The sequence below is a fragment of the Streptomyces sp. NPDC030222 genome, assembly GCF_055573115.1.
On sequence record NZ_JBVICA010000035.1, the window covers coordinates 1 to 19,109 of the forward strand.

Here is a 19,109-nt window from a genome sequence, read left to right on the forward strand (position 1 = left end):
AGCCGCCTGGGCCCCTGAGCCGTCCGAACCTTCCGAATCTCGAAGTCCATCGCACCCCTTGAGCTGGGGTGTTGCGACGACCACTAGAACGGAAGTGGTGCCGCCCCGGGCCTTCCCCGGTGTGCTCAGGACTCGTTGGCGCCCGCGTACATCTCGTCGATCAGGTCCTTGTACTGGCGCTCGACGACCGGGCGCTTCAGCTTCAGACTGGGCGTCAGTTCGCCGTGCTCGACATCGAGGTCGCGGGGCAGCAGGCGGAACTTCTTGATGGTCTGCCAGCGCTGGAGGCCCTCGTTGAGGCGCTTGACGTAGCCCTCGACGAGTTCCTGGACCTGCGGGCTGGCGACGACCTCCGCGTAGTTCTTGCCGCCCAGGCCGTGGTCGGCGGCCCAGCCGAGGATGGCCGGTTCGTCGAGGGCGATGAGGGCCGTGCAGAAGTTCCGGTCGGCGCCGTGGACGAGGATGTTGGAGACGAACGGACAGACGGCCTTGAACTGGCCCTCGACCTCGGCCGGGGCGATGTACTTGCCGCCGGACGTCTTGATGAGGTCCTTCTTGCGATCGGTGATGCGCAGGTAGCCGTCGGAGGACAGTTCGCCGATGTCGCCGGTGTGGAACCAGCCGTCGGCCTCCAGGACTTCGGCGGTCTTCTCGGGGAGACCGTGGTAGCCCTGCATGATGCCGGGGCCGCGCAGCAGGATCTCGCCGTCCTCGGCGATGCGGACCTCGCAGCCGGGCAGCGGCTTGCCCACGGTGCCGGTGCGGTAGGCCTCGCCGGGGTTGACGAAGCTGGCGGCACTGGACTCGGTGAGACCGTAGCCCTCCAGGATGTGGATGCCGGCGCCGGCGAAGAAGAAGCCGATCTCCGGCGAGAGGGCGGCGGAGCCGGACACGGCGGCGCGCAGCCGGCCGCCGAACGCCTCGCGCAGCTTGGAGTAGACGAGCGCGTCGGCGATCTTGTGCTTGACGCCGAGGCCGAAGGGCGTGGTGGCGGTGCCGGTGCGGCGGAAGCTGTCCTGGCTCGCCTTGGCGTACTCGCGGGCGACGCCGGCGGCCCACTGGAAGATCTTGTACTTGGCGCCGCCGCCGGCCCGGGCCTTGGCCGCGACGCCGTTGTAGACCTTCTCGAAGATGCGGGGCACGGCCGCCATGTAGGTGGGCTGGACGACCGGCAGATTCTCGATGATCTTGTCGACACGGCCGTCGACGGCGGTGACATGGCCGACCTCGATCTGGCCCGAGGTGAGGACCTTGCCGAAGACGTGCGCGAGCGGCAGCCACAGGTACTGGACGTCGTCCCTGGTGACCAGGCCGGTCGCGGCGATGGCCTTGGCCATGTAGGACCAGTTCCCGTGCGGCAGGCGTACGCCCTTGGGGCGGCCGGTGGTACCGGAGGTGTAGATGAGGGTGGCGAGCTGCTCGCCGGTGATCGCGGCGACGCGCTCCTTGACGGCGGCGGGCTGCTCGGCGAGGTGCGCGGCGCCCCGGGCCTCCAGGTCGGCCAGCGAGATGATCCAGCCCTCCGGGTCGCCTTCCGCGGACTGCGCCGCATCGGCGTCGATGACGACCACATGGGCGAGGTTCGGGAGCTCGGCGCGGCGCTCACGGGCCTTGGCGAGCTGCGCGGCGTCCTCCGCGATCAGCACGCGGCTCTCGGAGTCGGCGAGGATGTAGCCCGACTCCTCGGCGTTGGTGCTGGGGTAGATCGTGGTGGTGGCCGCGCCCGCGCACATCACGCCGAGGTCGGCGAGGATCCACTCGACGCGGGTGGCGGACGCGAGGGCGACACGTTCCTCGGGCTGTACGCCCAGGCTGACGAGACCGGCGGCGATGGCGAAGACCCGTTCCGCGGCCTGCCCCCAGCTGAGCGACTTCCAGTCGTCGGGCCCCTGGCCCGCGGCCGCGGGCACCGGGTACCGGTAGGCCTCGTCGTCGGGGGTGTCGGTCACCCGCTGGATGAACAGGTGCGCCACGGACGGCGGCCGGTTCTCGATCAGGGTCTGCGTATCGCTCACGACGTCCTCCGGGCCTGCGGCAGGCTGCACGACTGACAGTTCTCGCAAAGAATGTTTAACCCGCGAGTAACCTTCGGGCAGGGATCAGGTTAGAGCGACTGCACCCGCCACGTAAGGGGCTACGGGCTGCCGCTTTATAACGAACGAACCCCCACGGCGTTCCGCGGGGGCTGGTGGGACGACCGATGCTTTTCGGTCGCCCCTTACCCGTTCTTTGCCCTACTTCTTGCTCTTGGCGGCGGAGTCGTCGCTCGACAGTACGGCGATGAAGGCGTCCTGCGGGACCTCCACGCTACCGACCATCTTCATCCGCTTCTTGCCTTCCTTCTGCTTCTCCAGCAGCTTCCGCTTACGGGAGATGTCACCGCCGTAGCACTTGGCGAGGACGTCCTTGCGGATGGCGCGGATGGTCTCGCGGGCGATGACCCGGGAGCCGATGGCGGCCTGGACGGGCACCTCGAAGCTCTGCCGCGGGATGAGCTCCTTGAGCTTGGCCACGAGGCGCACGCCGTAGGCGTACGCCTGGTCCTTGTGGGTGATGGCCGAGAACGCGTCCACCTTGTCGCCGTGGAGCAGGATGTCGACCTTGACCAGGCTGCTGCTCTGCTCACCGGTGGGCTCGTAGTCCAGCGAGGCGTAGCCACGGGTCTTGGACTTCAGCTGGTCGAAGAAGTCGAAGACGATCTCGGCCAGCGGCAGCGTGTAGCGGATCTCGACACGGTCCTCGGAGAGGTAGTCCATGCCGAGCAGCGTGCCGCGCCGGGTCTGGCACAGCTCCATGATCGCGCCGATGAATTCGGTGGGCGCGAGGACCGTGGCCCGCACGACCGGCTCGTACACCTCGGCGATCTTGCCTTCGGGGAACTCGCTCGGGTTGGTGACGGTGTATTCGGAGCCGTCCTCCATGACCACGCGGTAGACCACGTTCGGCGCGGTGGCGATCAGGTCGAGGCCGAACTCGCGCTCCAGGCGCTCGCGGATCACGTCGAGGTGGAGCAGGCCGAGGAAGCCCACGCGGAAGCCGAAGCCGAGGGCCGCGGAGGTCTCCGGCTCGTACACCAGTGCGGCGTCGTTGAGCTGGAGCTTGTCGAGGGCCTCGCGCAGGTCCGGGTAGTCCGAGCCGTCCAGCGGATAGAGACCCGAGAAGACCATGGGCTTCGGGTCCTTGTAGCCGCCGAGCGCGGTCTCGGCACCCTTGCTCTGGGAGGTGATCGTGTCACCGACCTTGGACTGGCGGACGTCCTTCACACCGGTGATCAGGTAGCCCACCTCGCCCACGCCGAGGCCGTCGGCCGGCAGCATCTCCGGGGAGTTGGTGCCGATCTCCAGCAGCTCGTGGGTGGCGCCGGTGGACATCATCCTGATGCGCTCGCGCTTGTTGAGCTGCCCGTCGACGACACGGACGTACGTGACCACACCGCGGTAGGAGTCGTAGACCGAGTCGAAGATCATCGCGCGGGCGGGGGCGTCCTTGACACCGACCGGGGCCGGGACGGTCGCCACGACCTTGTCGAGCAGGACGTCCACGCCGAGACCCGTCTTCGCCGAGACGCGCAGGACGTCGTCGGGCTCGCAGCCGACGAGGTTCGCCAGCTCCTCCGCGAACTTCTCGGGCTGGGCGGCCGGAAGGTCGATCTTGTTGAGCACCGGGACGATCGCGAGGTCGTTCTCCATCGCCAGGTACAGATTGGCGAGGGTCTGGGCCTCGATGCCCTGGGCGGCGTCCACCAGAAGGATGGTGCCCTCGCACGCGGCGAGCGAACGGGACACCTCATAGGTGAAGTCCACGTGGCCCGGGGTGTCGATCATGTTCAGGATGTGGGTCGTGCCCTGGTTCTCGCCCGTGGTGGGCGCCCAGGGCAGCCGGACTGCCTGGGACTTGATCGTGATGCCGCGCTCACGCTCGATGTCCATGCGGTCGAGGTACTGAGCACGCATCTGCCGCTGCTCGACCACACCGGTCAGCTGGAGCATCCGGTCGGCGAGAGTCGACTTGCCGTGGTCGATGTGCGCGATGATGCAGAAGTTGCGGATCAGCGCCGGGTCGGTACGGCTCGGCTCGGGCACGTTGGTAGGGGTCGCGGGCACGCAGGGTCCTGATTCTTGGAGACGTCCGCAAGGAGACGTCTTCGCCACTGGTCGGATCTCGGATCGATACGCAGACTCCATAGTCCCACGCCCGCGGCCCGGCGCTCGGTTTGGGCCGGTCGGAGAGTGGCTGGTAGCCTGGGCAGCTGTGTTTCGTGTGCCCTCTCAGCTGCGGAACACCAACCGAAGATCAATAACCTGAACCTGAAAAGGCTCTTTCGTGGCGAACATCAAGTCCCAGATCAAGCGGATCAAGACGAACGAGAAGGCGCGTCAGCGCAACAAGGCCGTCAAGTCCGCGCTCAAGACCGCGATCCGCGCTGCGCGCGAGGCTGCGGCCACCGGCGACGTCGAGAAGGCCACCGTGGCTGCCCGTGCGGCCTCGCGCAAGCTCGACAAGGCCGTGTCCAAGGGTGTCATCCACAAGAACGCCGCCGCCAACAAGAAGTCGGCGCTGGCTGCCAAGGTTGCCTCCCTCCAGGGCTGAGCTGCTCTTGATTTGATCGCCGGAAAGGACCAAGCGGGCCCTCTCATCCGCTCCTGACCGGCACCCCGGACACACACGCGGCCTGCGTTCGCCACGCGGGTGTGCGTCCACCAGCTTCACGCGAAGGCCCCGGCCCCCGTTCTTCCCCAGAACGCAGGCCGGGGCCTTCGTCGCGCTCCGGACCGGGGGTTCAGTCGCCCATCGCGGCCGCCGGAGCCTCGTCACGCTCCAGGCCGGGGCTCGATCGCCCATCGCGCCCGCCGGGGCTTGGCCGCACTCCGGGCCGGGGTTCAGTCGCCCGTCGCAGACACCGGGACTTCATCACGCTCCAGGCCGGGGCTCGATCGCCCATCGCGCCCGCCGGGGCTTGGCCGCACTCCGGGCCGGGGTTCAGTCGCCCATCGCAGACACCGGGGCCTCGTCGCGCTCCCGCAGCGGTCCGGGCGAATCGCCCTTCGCGCGGCCTGGCCCCTCGGGGGCCGACGTGACCAGTTCGCCGCCCTAGCGTCGGGAGCGGGCCGCGCGGGCGATCGCGACCACGGCCTTCTCCAGTGCGTACTCCGGGTCGTCCCCGCCGCCCTTCACACCGGCGTCGGCCTCCGCGACCGCGGCGAGCGCCACGGCGACGCCGTCCGGCGTCCAGCCCCGCATCTGCTGGCGGACGCGGTCGATCTTCCACGGGGGCATGCCCAGCTCACGCGCCAGATCGGCGGGGCGGCCGCCCCGCGCCGAGGAGAGCTTCCCGATGGCCCGGACACCCTGCGCGAGCGCGCTGGTGATCAGAACCGGCGCGACCCCCGTCGCCAGCGACCAGCGCAGCGCCTCCAGCGCCTCCGCTGCACGCCCCTCCACAGCACGGTCGGCAACCGTGAAGCTGGAGGCCTCCGCCCGGCCCGTGTAGTACCTCCCGACCACCGCTTCGTCGATGGTCCCCTCGACATCCGCCACGAGCTGCGACACGGCGCTCGCGAGCTCCCGCAGATCGCTGCCTATGGCGTCGACCAGTGCCTGGCACGCCTCGGGCGTGGCCGACCGGCCCAAGGCCCGGAACTCGGAACGGACGAACTGGAGACGCTCCGCCGGCTTGGTCGTCTTGGGACACGCGACCTCCCGGGCGCCGGCCTTCCTCGCCGCGTCCAGCAGACCCTTGCCCTTGGCGCCTCCCGCGTGCAGCAGCACCAGGGTGATCTCCTCGGCGGGAGAGCCGAAATACGCCTTGAGCTCCTTGACCGTGTCCGCAGAAAGGTCCTGGGCGTTGCGCACCACGACGACCTTTCGCTCGGCGAACAGCGAAGGGCTCGTCAGCTCGGCAAGTGTCCCCGGCTGGAGCTGTTCCGAGGCGAGGTCGCGGACGTCGGTGTCGGCGTCGGCGGCGCGGGCCGCCTCCACGACCCGGCGCACGGCGCGGTCGAGCAGCAGATCCTCCTGACCCACCGCGAGCGTGACGGGGGCGAGGACGTCGTCGGGGGAGGTCTTCCTGGTGGCCATCGCGTCCAGCATCCCACGCGGCACCGACACTCCCGAACGTGCCGGAGAATGTGCCCGTGAACAACGCTCGACACATATTGGTGCTTCCCGACCGCAACGCCGCGGAGGAGCTCGCCGAGGAACTGTCCGACCGTTTCGAGGTGGCCGAGGAACCCCAGATCGTCCGTGAGGCGCTGGCCGGCGAGGACGACGCCGAGGACGCGCAGTGGCTGGTGGTGGTGGAGGACCCGGAAGGGCTGCTGGACTCCAAGGCCCTCGACGCCTTCGCCGCGGAGTACGAGGGGTGGCGCGAAGAGCCCTGACCGAGCCGGGCGCCCCCGCCGCCGATGGGCCTGCCGGCATTGCCCTCTCCGCCCGCTCAACCCGTGCCGCCCCCGAGGGCACCGCGCGCAGCGCCGGTCCCTCCCCCGTGACCGCGACCGAGCCGTCCGTGTCGGTGCGCAGCACTGCGGCTCCCGTGCCGCGCAGCGCGGCGACCGTGCCGGGTGAGGGATGCCCGTAGAGGTTGTTCCGGCCACAGGAGATCAGGGCCAGGCGGGGGCGTACCGCACGGAGCAGGCCCGGGTCCTGGTGTGCCGAGCCGTGGTGGGCGACCTTGAGGACGTCGACGGGCGGCAGCCCCGGGTGGGCTCGCAACAGGGCGCGCTGGGAGGCCGGTTCCAGGTCTCCGGCGAGCAGTAGGGTGAGTCCGCCCGCCCGGACGAGCAGGGCGACGCTGGAGTCGTTCGGCGCGGTCGGGGTGTAACCACGGGACGTGGTCCCGGCGCCGGGCGGCCACAGCACCTGCCAGTCGAGTCCGGCGGTCCGGCGCCGTTCACCCGCTCCTGCCCGAATCACGGGCACCCCGGCGGCCGTTGCGGCCCGCCGTACGAACTCCGCCTGGTCCCTGGGCTCTTCGAGGGTCGTCGTCTGGACGGCGCCGACCGCCCGTCCGCGCAGGACGCCGAGGAGCCCGCCGACGTGGTCGGCGTGGAAATGGGTGAGGACGACCAGCGGCACACGGGTGACGCGCAGCGTCCGCAGACAGCGGTCCACGGGACCTGGTTCCGGTCCGGCGTCGACCACCACGGCGGCACCGTCACCGGCCGTGAGGACGGTCGCGTCTCCCTGGCCGACGTCGCACATCGCGAAACGCCATCCCGGTGGCGGCCAGCCCGTGACGATCCGGGTCAGCGGGGCGGGCCTGATGACGGCGAGCAGAAGAAGCACCACGCACGCAGCGAGCGTCCACGGATGCCGGCCCATCCTGCGGACGACGGGAACCAGCGCCACGGTCACCACGGCGAGCAGCAGTCCCCCGGGCCAGCCACCCGGCCATTCGATCTCGGCACCGGGCAGCGCGGCCCCTGCGCGGGCGACACCCGCGATCCAGCCCACCGGCCATCCCGCGCACCACGCGAGCGACCGCGCCACCGGTATCGCGACCGGTGCCACCGCCAGCGCGGCGAAACCCAGCACCGTGGCCGGGGCGAGCGCGATCTCGGCGAACAGGTTGCACGGCACACCGACGAGACTGACCCTCGCGGCGAGAACCGCGACCACGGGCGCGCACACAGCCTGTGCCGCGGCGGCCGCGGCGAGCGCCTCGGCACAGCGTCCGGGCACGCCCCGTCGCTGCAGGGCCTCGCTCCAGCGCGGCCCCAGTGTGAGCAGCGCACCCGTGGCCAGCACGGACAGCAGGAATCCGTAACTCCGCGCCAGCCAGGGGTCGTACAACACCAGCAGCAGCACGGCTGCGGAGAGCGCAGGAAGCAGGCTCCGGCGTCGGCCGGTACCGATCGCGAGCAGGGTGATCAGGCCACAGGCGGCCGCCCGCAGCACACTGGGCTCCGGGCGGCAGACCACGACGAACCCCAGGGTCACCGCTCCGCCGAGGAGCGCGGTCGCCCGGAGCGGGATCCCCAGCCGTGGAGCCAGGCCGCCCCTCTCGGCCCGCCCCGCTCTGCCGGGTGGCCCGACGAGCAGCATCAAGACAATCGCGAGGTTGCTTCCGGACACAGCAAGAACATGCGCGAGGTCCGTCGCCTTGAACGCCGCGTCCAGCTCGGGCGTGATCCGGGAGGTGTCCCCCACGACCAGTCCGGGCAGCAGGGCACGGGCGTCGGGTGTGAGCCCGTCACTGGCCTCCCGCAGCCCTGCCCGCAGTACGCCCGCGACCTGCTGCACGGCGCTGGGCTCCCCGATTACCGCCGGTGCCTCGTCAGCGCGCACCCGCAGGACCGCTGCGATGCGCGGCTCGTCCTCTTTCGGCGGTCCGAGCCGGGTCGTGACGCGCAGCCGTGTGGAAGGCAACAGCCGCTGCCAATAGGTGGTCGCGTCTCCGGCCGAGACGATCAGCAGGACCGGCGTGCGGACGCCGCTCACCACCCTCGCTCCGGGGGAGGGCCTTCCCTGAACGGACGGTGCTCCCTGAACGGACGGTGCTCCCGGCAAAGAACGCATTCCCTGCGAGGACAGCGCCGCTCCTGGCGGGAACAGCGCGCCCGGCGGGCCGATGCGGGTGATCTCGGCATCGACGACGAACACCCTCCGCACTCCCTGGCCTGCCGGTCGAGGGTCGGAGGTGACGGTCAACTCCGCGGTCGCCCGCTCGTAGTGCCGTGCCAGCCCCGCGACCGGCCCCTGGCGCACGGCAGCCGCATGCAACCCGCCGGCGGCCGTGCCCGCCGCCGCGCACAACAGCACCGCGACGGCGATCCCCGCGCCTCCCGCCCTCTGCCGGGCCCGGCCTGTGCCGTGATGGCCCGGCGCGGCGTCCCGAAGACTCGGTGCGTCGTCCCGAAAGCCCGGTGCGTCGTCCCCAAAGCCCGGTGCGTGGCCCCGAAAGCCCGGCAGTTCGTGACGCCCCTGCACGTGATGCGGGCCATGCACGCCAGGCCGGCGATGCGCAACCCGCCGGCCCCGCTCGCCCTGTCGGCGCGCTTCGCCCTGACGACCGGGCATGCCGAGCCGGCTCTTGGGAACGCGGGCCGGTCCCCGGCCGCTGACAGTGGCCTTCTCGCCTGCCGCTCTTCCTCGTTCGGCTGCCGGAGGCGGACCGACAGCGCCCTGCGGCGGCACGTCTGCTCCCGGGTCGGTCAGGCAAGCCGGAGCGGGAACGGGCGAGCGTGCGGAGCGTGAGGCGCAAGGGCCCGCTCGGGCGGCGTGAAGGAGCCGCGTGGTCGGCACCACTCCCGCCAGGAGGAAACAGATGACTACTGTCGCGAAACTCCAGGCGCCCGGCGCTCCCGTGGCAACGGCGGCCGCCGCCCAGGTGGCAAGGGCAGGGAGTACCAGACGCAGGTCCGTCGGCGCCTCCGGGCGGGTGCGGGTGTCGCCGGGCGGCAGGTGCCGCTCCGCGGTGCGGCGGCCGTCGGCTGCGGGCACGGTCATGGCGTCACCAAAGGCCGGAGTTCGGCGAACCGCCGGTCGCCGATCCCGTTCACCTCGCGGAGTTCGTCCACGGATCGGAAACCGCCGTGCTGGGTGCGATGGTCGACGATGTGCTGCGCCAGCACCGGTCCCACACCGGGCAGCGCGTCCAACTGGTCGACCGTTGCCGTGCTGAGGCTCACCGGTGCGAGCCGTGTCCCGCCCGTTCCCGCTCCGGGCGGGGCGCCGCCGGGACGCGGCGGGCCCGCGAATCCCGCCCCTGGTGGGGCGGTCACTCCCACGAGAACCTGCTCGCCGTCGAGCAGTTGACGCGCCTGGTTGAGTGCCGCCAGGTCCGTCCCCGTTCGGGCACCTCCAGCCGCGCGCAGTGCGTCGGCGACCCTCGCTCCGGCGGGCAGACGATGGATGCCCGGGCGTCTCACCTTGCCGGTCACGTCGACGACGATCTGCCCGAGCGGCGAGGCCGAGGCCGTCTGCGAGGACGGCTCGACGTCTGCGGACGGTGTCACGGTCGCGGCATGTGCGTGGCTCACCGCCTCCGGGGCCCGTACCGGCTGGGGGCTGCCCGCCCAGAAGTGCTGAACAGCCAAACCCACGCCCGCGACAAGAACGACGGCCAGAGCCGCCAGGCTCCGGGGCGGAGGTGAGCATCTCGTCCGGAGCCAGAGGGGCAGCCGCTCCCGGACACCGAACCGCATGCTCTCGATTCGCCCGACCGGTTCCAGGGGCTCGGGCGGATCACCGAGGGTGCCCGGCCTGTCAAGCGCGTGCGCTGTCGGACCGTACGGCTCCCGCGCTTCCTCCTGTTCTCGCGGCACGCCATGCGCCCGGCGTTCTTGCAGTCCGAGCTGCTCCCTCGTGCCCTTCCGTTCTCGCAACCCGTCCGGCCCCCGCGGATCGTCCGACGCCGACGGCCCGTCCCCTACCCGCCATCCGTCCGGCTCCCGCACAGCGTCCGGTCGTGGCACGTCCGACCCGTTCAGCCGGTCCGGTCCCGTGGGCCTCTCCGCCACCGTCCGGCTGTCCGGTCCAGCAGACCGGTGCGGCCCGATCTGCCCGTCCGGCCCGGCCTGTCCCTCCGGCCTCGTCTGCCCCCTCGGCCTGATCTGCCCGTCCAGCCCGGCCTGTCCCTCCGGCCTCGTCTGCCCCCTCGGCCCGGTGTGCCCGTCCGGCTCCGTCGGCCGGTCCCGGCCATTCCGACCGCCCGGGCTGTCATGACGGACCAGGTCGCGCCGAGAGTCCGGTCCTCTCGGCTCATCGCGCCGGCCGCCCCGTAAGGCAGACGCCGTCGCTGTCCTCGCCGCCGTCGTCATCGTCGCCGTCGGCCCGTCCGCGGGCAGGGCCCTGGCGAGTGACGGACCGACAACAGGCACCACCACCAAGGCGCGTCGGTGCGGAGCGGGTACGGCGGACCCGGTCGCTTCCGGCCCGGCGGCTGCGGGCGGCGCTACGGTCCCGCCCGCGGGGAAGAGTGCCTCGGCTCGTCTCCGGAGCGCGTGCGGATCGCTCTCGGGGCCAGGGCGTCGGCGGCGACGCCCGTGCCCGTGTCGTACGCGGCTGTCCGAGCAAGGACCCCGTCCAGGACCACTTGTCACTGTGCGTGAGCGAAAAGTCATGCACGAGACGTTAGGGACTTGCTCCGCCCCGCGTCGGCCGGCGCCGATTCCGGTGGAAAACCGGTTCGTTGTGGAAAACCGCGTCACCCTCAGGAGTGTTGCGTCGGTCAGCGCGGCGCGATGACCACGCCGAGCAGCCCTGGTCCGGTGTGCGCGCCGATCACCGCGCCCACCTCGCTGACGTGGAGGTCGGCGAGCCCGGGGACGCGTTCCCGCAGCCGTTCCGCGAGACGGTCGGCACGCTCGGGCGCGGCAAGGTGGTGCACCGCAATGTCGACGGGCCCGGCGCCGGCCCGTTCGGCCACGATCTCCTCGAGGCGGGCGATCGCCTTGGATGCCGTACGCACCTTCTCCAGCGGCTCGATGCGGCCGCCCACCAGCTGGAGGAGAGGCTTCACCGCGAGCGCCGAACCCAGCAGAGCCTGTGCCGCGCCGATCCGGCCGCCCCGGCGCAGGTAGTCGAGGGTGTCGACGTAGAAGAACGCGGAGGTGCTCTCGGAACGCTTCTCCGCAGCTGCCACGGCCTCGTCGAGTGTGCCGCCCGCGTCCGCGACCTCGGCCGACGCGAGGGCTGAGAAGCCCAGGGCCATGGCGATCATGCCGGTGTCGACGACGCGCACCGGCACGGGCGCGTCGCGTGCGGCGACCACTGCCGCGTCGAAGGTGCCGGACAGCTCGGACGAGAGGTGCAGGGAGACGATCCCGGTGGCTCCGGCCCCCGCCACCCTCCGGTACGTCTCCGCGAAGACCTCGGGGCTGGGCCGCGAGGTGGTCACGGGCCGCCGCTTCTGCAGGGCGAGCGCCAAGGAGCGGGCGGAGATCTCGGTACCCTCCTCCAGCGCCTCGTCTCCGAGTACCACGGTCAGGGGTACCGAGGTGATGTGATGCCGCTCCATCGTCTGCGGGGGCAGGTAGGCCGTTGAATCAGTGACGATAGCGACATGGCGGGACATGAGCGGGAGGTTACCCGCAGCGAGCGCTCTCCGGCAGCCCGGCCGGTCGGACGATCGGCCCGGACTCGGCCTTGCGGCCGGGCTCCGAGCCGTCGGGTCGTCCTCACGGCGTGCCGACGGGCCGGCCACACGGTTTGTGACGTATCAGTGCGATCTACGGACCGGCCGTGGACGGGGCTCTGGGAAGGTCGGAGAACGTCGGAGAGGGGTTGTCCTCCGCACTGGTCCAGGCGCCCGCCGCGATCACCGGGAAGACGGCCGCGTCCCACCCACCGTCCCGTACGTCGGCGGGGAGCCGCCAGGGCGACCGGCCCTCCCGGGCCCCGCAAGGCAACCAGGAGTCCGCTCCCCTTCCGGCGGCCAGGACTCCGATCGACGCCGTTCCCCTTCCGGCAGCCAGGAGGCCGCGAGCGGCCAAGACCCTCCCGGCCGCCCGGACCTCCGTGCCTTCAGGTCGTCGTCTCGGGCCTCGGCCGGTGCGCCTTCTCCCACGGGAAGTTCGTCAGCCGCGGATCCGGAGGTGCGATCGCCTGGGGCGGCTCCGCTCCGCCCGGGGACGCGGCGGGATCCGGGGACGCCGACGACTGCGGAGGAGCCTCGGAAGCGGAACGGGCTTCGGGGGATGCGGCGGCGTCACGTCCCGGGGTGGGCTCGTCCCACGGCTCGTCCAGCGGCGACCGCGACCAGTCGCGGAGCGCGCCCGTTTCCACGTCGATCTGGGCACTCAGCGTGCTGAGGTCGTCGGCCGCGAACTGACGGGCCCGGTCTCGCGCCGCCCACCGCAGGGCGTCCGCAGCGCTCGTGATCTGCTCCATGCGCTCGCGCAACTGGGGCAGGCGCTCGGCCACGCTGGCACGGTCGGGATCGCGCTCCAGGCGTCGCAGTTCACCGTCGAGCTCGTGTCCGTGCGCGCTGAGCCGCTGGAACAGGCCCAGTGATTCCTTCAGCGAGGCGTCCTCGACCGCTCCCGACTCGAGCGCCTCCTGGGTGGCCCGCATCGAGGTCCGCAACGACAGCCGCAGCTGTGCCAGCTCACCTGCCACGCCCTGCTGTCCGATGCTTCTCGCGCGCAGCGTCGTGTCCTCCACGGTGCGCCGCGCCTGCGCGATCGTGCGGTCCACGCCCCTCTTGGCCGCGCCGACCGCCTTCACGGTGGCGTAGACGCCGAGGGCCACGAACGCCATGAACAGCAGCGTCAGGATCAGGATCGCGGCTTGCATGAACGTACGTCCCCTCGCAGTCGGCCGATGGCGGCTTCTTCAGGTCTTGCCAGACTTCCGTCTGGTGGTCCCCAGACATCCGTCTGCCGAATGTCATTCCACACGTCTGTCTGCTCTCACCGTAAACGCACAGAGGCATGTCGGGGGTTCCAGCGGACTCCAGGGCTTTGACAGCCGCACTGTGACGCTGCCCTACCCACCCCCGTAAGGGGCATTACGAGCAGGAACAAGCGTATGCATTTCCTGTGTGAAGGGCAGCGGAGGGCCACCTGCTACGTGGTCTCGCGCGACTGAGGTCACCGAGTGGCGGCAACCGGCGCCTGCTGCTAGCCGGAAGCGAGCAACGTCCTGGCCAGGGTGCGGAGTTGTTCGTCCGAATGGTCCTGTCCGGAGAAGGGGGAGTCATTGAGCAGGCGGAGCGCGGAGGAGGCGAAGGAGCGGAGGGCGGGGCGGAGTTCCTGCGGGACCTGGCCGGTGGCGGCGAGGGCCTTGAGGGCACGGAGGCCGACCGGGGTGGGGCCGACCAGCTCGGCGAGCACGGGAACGGCGCGGTCGGGGGATCCCGTGATCCAGTGGTGGGCCTCCGCGGCCGCCATACGAGTCCACTCGGCCTCCGCCTCCAGCAGCGGCTCGATGAACGGCAGCAGCGGAGCGGCCGCCCCGCCCAGCGGCTGCAGGCCGCTCAAGTACCAGTGGGTCTGGTCCCGGGCCGAGAGCAGCCCCGCGAAGGCACCGAGCGCCGCATCGGCGTTGCCGGTCAGCTGATAGTGGGCCACGGCTGCCGCGGTACTCAGCGAGGGGTCGGTGCTCTGCGCGGCGTTGCGCAGCAGGTCGGTGGTCTCCTGCGTCCGCATGCCATTGAGCCCGAGCCGACGGGCGGCGACGATGGCCGCGCGGTCGGTCCTGAGGCAGTCGACCAGTTCGGGCTGGGCCTGGCGGGCGGCGGCACCGAACGGTGCCAGGGCCTCGACGAGGGCGATCCCTGCGTTTCCGGTGGCGCCTGACGCCAGTTCACGGCGGATCACGGGTATCAGTCGGCTGGCCGCCTCGGGGAACCACCGCGCCGCCTCTTCGAGCATCTGGGCTCGGGGGCGGCGCAGCACCAGCTCCAGGGCGCGGGGGTCGCGGGAGCGAACCAGGGCCAGGAGCGCCGGCTCCGCGGTCTCGTCGTCGCCGCCTGCGTACCGGTGCAGCGCGTCCCGGAGGCCGGCGCCCGGCTGGGGCAGGTACTCGATCCAGTGGCCGATGGCGCGGAGGCGGCCGACGAGAGCGGAGGCGTCCCTCTGGTGGGGCAGGGCGGCCAGCAACAGGTCCAGGACCTCGGGCTCCCGGTCGCGCCAGGTCGCGGCGATCTCCTGGGCCAGCCATGAACCGCGCCAGCCGTCGTCCCCGGCCTCGATCCAGCGGGCGGCGACGGTGAGGCCGGCGTCCGGATCGCGGGTGAGCAGGCGAGTGAGCCGCTGCTCCTGGGTGGTGGTGTCCGACCAAGGGAAGTCGTCGTCTCCCGGGTCGAGTTCGGCGCCGTCCTCGGCGATGACCTCCACGAGCCCGGCCGGGTACGGCGGCCCGGACCGCTCGGCGCCCAGCACGGCAGCCGCCAGCCTGACCTCGGGCAGCGGGCTGTCGAGGGCCGCCGTCTCCCGGCCGAACCGGGCCAGTGCGATCACCGTGTCCGCCCGTACCGCCGGGACGGGATCGGTGGAGTACAGCCTGTCGAGCTGTGCCACGACGGAGGCCCGCAGCCCGGTCGGGAGCAGCTCGGCCACGGCTGCGACCACCCGGAGCGCTGCCCGGCGCACCCCCCGTTCAGCGTCCCCGAGGCAGGGCAGCAGGTCCGGGAGCACCCGGCAGAGCTCGGCGCAGACAGCGGCGACCGAACTGCCGGGCCAGTGCGGCGAGTCGACGTCCGCCGGGTCGTGGTCGGCGAGGACGGCGAGCAGCATCAGCAGCTCCTCGCGCATGCCCGGGGCGTGCCGGACGGCATGGGCGAGGAAGGGGACGGCGGGCGCCGAGGCCGGGTACACCGTGCCCTGGTGGTGGATGTTGCCGTAGAGCTCGTAGACCGCCTCGTCGGCCGTCTCCTCGTCGCCCTGATAGAGCGCCCTGATCAGCTCGGGCACGTCCTCGGCGGAGCCATAGGCATGGGTAAGGGCGTGCCACTGGACGTCGTCCAGTCCCGCTGGAGGTCTCATGGTCCGCGCTCCTCATCCGATCAGGTGCGCCCGACCATATCGATCACCGCTGACAAGGCAGCCGACGGCACCGGGGGACAACTCGTCGAGGCCGCCGTCGGGCGTCGCGGCCGCCGTGCCCGCATTGGCCGATGCGGCCGATGCGGCCGATGCGGCCGATGCGGCCGATGCGGCCGATGCGGCCGATGCGGCCGATGCGGCCGACGGCGGCTGGGACGGGGCCGGCACCCGCACCGATTCGAAGGTCGTGACCAGCGAGGTCAGGGGACATCCCCGTGCATGCGTCCCGGCCGGACAGGGCCGGCCGGGACGTCTCCGGACTAGGCCGGAACGATGTTCACCAGCTTCGGCGCGCGCGCGATGACCTTGCGGACGCCCGCTCCGGCCAGGGCTGCGACGACCGCCGGGTCGGCCAGTGCCACCTTCTCCAGCTCCTCGTCGGAGATGGTGGGCGGGACCTCCAGACGTGCCTTGATCTTGCCCTTGATCTGCACGACGCAGGTCACGGTCTCGTCGACCACGTACGCCGGGTCGGCGACCGGGAAGTCCTGGTGGACGACCGATTCGGTGTGGCCCAGCCTGTGCCACAGCTCCTCGGCGATGTGCGGCGCCAGCGGGGCGATCAGCAGCACCAGGCGCTCGGCGACCGACCGGCTCAGCAGCCCGTGCGCCTTGGTCAGGTGGTTGTTCAGCTCGGTGATCTTGGCGATGGCCGTGTTGAAGCGCATCGCGGCCATGTCCTGGCCGACTCCGTCGATGGCCTTGTGCAGGGCGCGCAGCGTCGCCTCTTCGGGCTCGCCGTCCTCGACGGTGACCTCGCCCGTCGTCTCGTCGACGATGTTCCGCCACAGGCGCTGCAGCAGCCGGTACTGGCCGACGACCGCGCGGGTGTCCCACGGACGGGAGACATCCAGGGGGCCCATGGCCATCTCGTACAGGCGCAGCGTGTCCGCGCCGTACTCCTCGCAGATCTCGTCCGGAGTGACGGCGTTCTTCAGGGACTTGCCCATCTTGCCCAGTTCCCGCTTGACGGGCTCGCCGTCGAAGAAGAACTTCCCGTCGCGCTCCTCGACCTCGGCGGCGGGCACCGGGAAGCCGCGGGCGTCGCGGTAGACGTAGGCCTGGATCATGCCCTGGTTGAACAGCTTGTGGAACGGCTCGGCCGAGGAGACGTGTCCCAGGTCGAAGAGCATCTTCGACCAGAAGCGGGCGTACAGCAGGTGCAGCACGGCGTGCTCGGCACCGCCGACGTACAGGTCGACGCCGCCGGTGGGCATGCCGTCCCGCGGGCCCATCCAGTAGCGCTCGATCTCGGGTGCGACCAGCTGCTGGTCGTTGTGCGGGTCCAGATACCGCAGTTCGTACCAGCAGGAGCCTGCCCAGTTGGGCATGGTGTTGGTCTCGCGACGGTAGCGCTTCGGGCCGTCGCCCAGGTCCAGTTCGACGTCGACCCAGTCCTCGTTGCGGGACAGCGGGGTCTCCGGCTGGGAGTCGGCGTCGTCCGGGTCGAAGGTGCGCGGCGAGTAGTCCTCGACCTCCGGCAGCTCCAGCGGCAGCATCGACTCGGGCAGGGCGTGGGCGACACCGTCCTCGTCGTAGACGATCGGGAAGGGCTCGCCCCAGTAGCGCTGGCGGCTGAACAGCCAGTCGCGCAGGCGGAAGTTGACGGTCGCCTCGCCGATGCCCTCGGAGACCAGCCATTCGGTGATCTTCGCCTTGGCCTCGGCGACACCCAGGCCGTCCAGCGAGATAGCGTCGTTGGACGAGTTGACCGCCGGTCCCTGACCGGTGAACGCCTCGCCCTCCCAGCCCTCCGGCGGCTGCACGGTGCGGATGATGGGCAGTTCGAAGGCCTCGGCGAACTCCCAGTCGCGCTCGTCCTGGCCCGGGACGGCCATGATGGCGCCGGTGCCGTAGCCCATCAGGACGTAGTCGGCGACGAAGACGGGGATCCGGGCGCCGGTGACCGGGTTCAGGGCGTAGGCGCCGGTGAAGACCCCGGTCTTGTCCTTGTGTTCGGTCTGGCGCTCGACGTCGCTCTTGGTCTGCGCCTGCTTGCGGTACTCGGCGACGGCCTCGGCCGGGGTGGCGGCGCCCGCGGTCCACCGTTCCCTGACGTCCTGTGCGATCCCCTGCGGCCACTCGGCCGGCAGGATCGAGTCGATCAGGCCGTGCTCCGGGGCCAGGACCATGTACGTGGCGCCGAACAGCGTGTCGGGGCGGGTGGTGAACACCGTGATCCGTGCGCCGTCATGGCCGTCGACCGAGAAGTTGACGCGGGCGCCCTCGCTGCGGCCGATCCAGTTGCGCTGCTGCAGCTTGATCGCCTCGGGCCAGTCCAGGGCGTCCAGGTCCTCCAGCAGACGGTCGGCGTACGCGGTGATGCGCATGTTCCACTGGCGCAGCTTGGCCTTGAAGACAGGGAAGTTGCCGCGCTCCGAACGGCCGTCGGCGGTGACTTCCTCGTTGGCCAGCACGGTGCCCAGGCCGGGGCACCAGTTGACGGGGGAGTCGGAGGCGTACGCCAGGCGGTAATCGCCCAGGACGGCGTCGCGTTCGGCGGCGCTCAGGTCACCCCAGGGGCGCCCGTCCGGCGTCGCGCGCTCCCCGCTCTCGAACTGCGCCACCAGGTCGGCGATCGGGCGAGCCTTCTTCGCCTCGTCGTCGTACCAGGAGTTGAAGATCTGGACGAAGATCCACTGCGTCCACTTGTAGTAGTCCGGGTCGATGGTGGCGAACGAGCGGCGCTTGTCGTGGCCCAGACCCAGTCGGCGCAGCTGGGCCTTCATGTTCTCCATGTTGGCCTCGGTCGAAACCCGCGGGTGCGTACCGGTCTGCACTGCGTACTGCTCGGCGGGCAGGCCGAAGGCGTCGAATCCCAGCGTGTGCAGGACGTTGTGTCCGGTCATCCGCTGGTGGCGCGCGTACACGTCGGTGGCGATGTAGCCCAGGGGGTGGCCCACGTGCAGGCCCGCACCGGACGGATACGGGAACATGTCCATGACGAACTTCTTGGGGCGGGCGACCGCCACTGGGTCGCCCGCCAGGTCACCGGCCGGGTTCGGTGCCGCGTACGTGCCCTCGGCGTCCCAGAAGTCCTGCCAGCGTCCCTCGATCTCGGCGGCCGTCGCAGCCGTGTAGCGGTGCGGCGCGGCCACCTCGGCGGGGGCACCTCCCGCGCCGGAGGCCGCGGGGGAGGTATTCGTTTCGCTCATGATCCTCTGAAGCTCCATCGATCGTCTCTGCCGGCGAATTACGGAAACGAGCTGTGCCCGCAAACAAAAGGACCCCTCACACAGGAGGGGACGCCGCGCCGATTCCGACGCGATCTCTCATCGGTCGGGACTGATCAGCGCGGCTCGCTAAGCAGAAGGCGTACGGCACGCATGGCGTCAGGGTACCGCAGCGCCCCATCGCGACGCATTGAACATCCGCAGGACGGACATGTCCGGCGACACCCACCACCCTTGCTGCAGGTCTGGACCAAGGGGGCGACCTGAACGCGACTGATCGAACCCTGCCACATGCTGCGCGGGACCGCTCGGGTTACTCGGCGTATCACCCCTATCCAGGGCAACCCCAAAGTCAGTTTCCCGTAAGTCCATGCGATAAACAGCCAAACGGCGTACCGACCGGTTGGGTCGACCTAGCATGCGGATCGGGACCGCTTTGCCGAAC

General features: G+C 71.1%; 10 protein-coding genes and 1 pseudogene. 2 read left to right on the forward strand and 9 right to left on the reverse strand.

Annotation, left to right across the window (positions count from 1 at the left end; all coding sequences use genetic code 11):
* Positions 1–125: 125 nt before the first annotated feature.
* A complete protein-coding gene (locus ACZ4Z5_RS32160) occupies positions 126–2,015 on the reverse strand; it encodes an AMP-dependent synthetase/ligase (protein WP_468269610.1) in 1,890 nt (629 codons plus the stop codon).
* A gap of 219 nt (positions 2,016–2,234) precedes the next feature.
* Positions 2,235–4,103, reverse strand: coding sequence for a translation elongation factor 4 (gene lepA / locus ACZ4Z5_RS32165; RefSeq protein WP_468269612.1), 1,869 nt, complete (start codon positions 4,101–4,103; stop codon positions 2,235–2,237).
* A 220-nt stretch (positions 4,104–4,323) separates the two neighbouring features.
* On the opposite strand from lepA, the gene rpsT reads away from it, so the two are divergent.
* On the forward strand, positions 4,324–4,590 hold the full coding sequence (rpsT, locus tag ACZ4Z5_RS32170; RefSeq protein ID WP_468269614.1) for a 30S ribosomal protein S20: 267 nt from the start codon (positions 4,324–4,326) through the stop codon (positions 4,588–4,590).
* Positions 4,591–5,091: 501 nt separating this feature from the next.
* Here rpsT and holA read toward each other — a convergent pair.
* A complete protein-coding gene (holA, locus tag ACZ4Z5_RS32175) occupies positions 5,092–6,090 on the reverse strand; it encodes a DNA polymerase III subunit delta (protein ID WP_468269656.1) in 999 nt (332 codons plus the stop codon).
* 62 nt (positions 6,091–6,152) lie between these two features.
* Between holA and ACZ4Z5_RS32180 the strand changes: the two genes are divergently transcribed.
* On the forward strand, positions 6,153–6,380 hold the full coding sequence (locus ACZ4Z5_RS32180; RefSeq protein WP_468269658.1) for a hypothetical protein: 228 nt from the start codon (positions 6,153–6,155) through the stop codon (positions 6,378–6,380).
* 79 nt (positions 6,381–6,459) lie between these two features.
* On the opposite strand, the pseudogene ACZ4Z5_RS32185 reads toward ACZ4Z5_RS32180, so the two are convergent.
* The 6 genes and pseudogenes from ACZ4Z5_RS32185 to leuS all read right to left on the reverse strand — a co-directional run.
* Positions 6,460–9,021: pseudogene (locus ACZ4Z5_RS32185) on the reverse strand (ComEC/Rec2 family competence protein); the annotation flags it as partial.
* A 425-nt stretch (positions 9,022–9,446) separates the two neighbouring features.
* On the reverse strand, positions 9,447–10,046 hold the full coding sequence (locus ACZ4Z5_RS32190) for a ComEA family DNA-binding protein (RefSeq protein WP_468269616.1): 600 nt from the start codon (positions 10,044–10,046) through the stop codon (positions 9,447–9,449).
* A gap of 1,127 nt (positions 10,047–11,173) precedes the next feature.
* Positions 11,174–12,019 (reverse strand): DegV family protein, encoded by an 846-nt coding sequence (locus ACZ4Z5_RS32195; protein ID WP_468269618.1) that lies wholly within the window; start codon positions 12,017–12,019, stop codon positions 11,174–11,176.
* Between the two features lie 449 nt (positions 12,020–12,468).
* Positions 12,469–13,239: a hypothetical protein gene (locus tag ACZ4Z5_RS32200; RefSeq protein WP_468269620.1), complete on the reverse strand. Its 771-nt coding sequence runs from the start codon at positions 13,237–13,239 to the stop codon at positions 12,469–12,471.
* A gap of 326 nt (positions 13,240–13,565) precedes the next feature.
* A complete protein-coding gene (locus ACZ4Z5_RS32205; protein WP_468269622.1) occupies positions 13,566–15,431 on the reverse strand; it encodes a hypothetical protein in 1,866 nt (621 codons plus the stop codon).
* 320 nt (positions 15,432–15,751) lie between these two features.
* Entirely contained in the window at positions 15,752–18,646 is a 2,895-nt protein-coding gene (leuS, locus tag ACZ4Z5_RS32210) for a leucine--tRNA ligase (protein ID WP_468269624.1), read from the reverse strand.
* Positions 18,647–19,109: the final 463 nt, after the last annotated feature.

What these genes read in the sequence shown, in the direction of transcription:
- holA (WP_468269656.1), bottom strand. Translation starts at nt 6,090, where the DNA reads ATGCTGGACGCGATGGCCACCAGGAAGACCTCCCCCGACGACGTCCTC.
- ACZ4Z5_RS32195 (WP_468269618.1), bottom strand. Translation starts at nt 12,019, where the DNA reads ATGTCCCGCCATGTCGCTATCGTCACTGATTCAACGGCCTACCTGCCC.
- ACZ4Z5_RS32200 (WP_468269620.1), bottom strand. Translation starts at nt 13,239, where the DNA reads ATGCAAGCCGCGATCCTGATCCTGACGCTGCTGTTCATGGCGTTCGTG.
- ACZ4Z5_RS32205 (WP_468269622.1), bottom strand. Translation starts at nt 15,431, where the DNA reads ATGAGACCTCCAGCGGGACTGGACGACGTCCAGTGGCACGCCCTTACC.
- leuS (WP_468269624.1), bottom strand. Translation starts at nt 18,646, where the DNA reads ATGAGCGAAACGAATACCTCCCCCGCGGCCTCCGGCGCGGGAGGTGCC.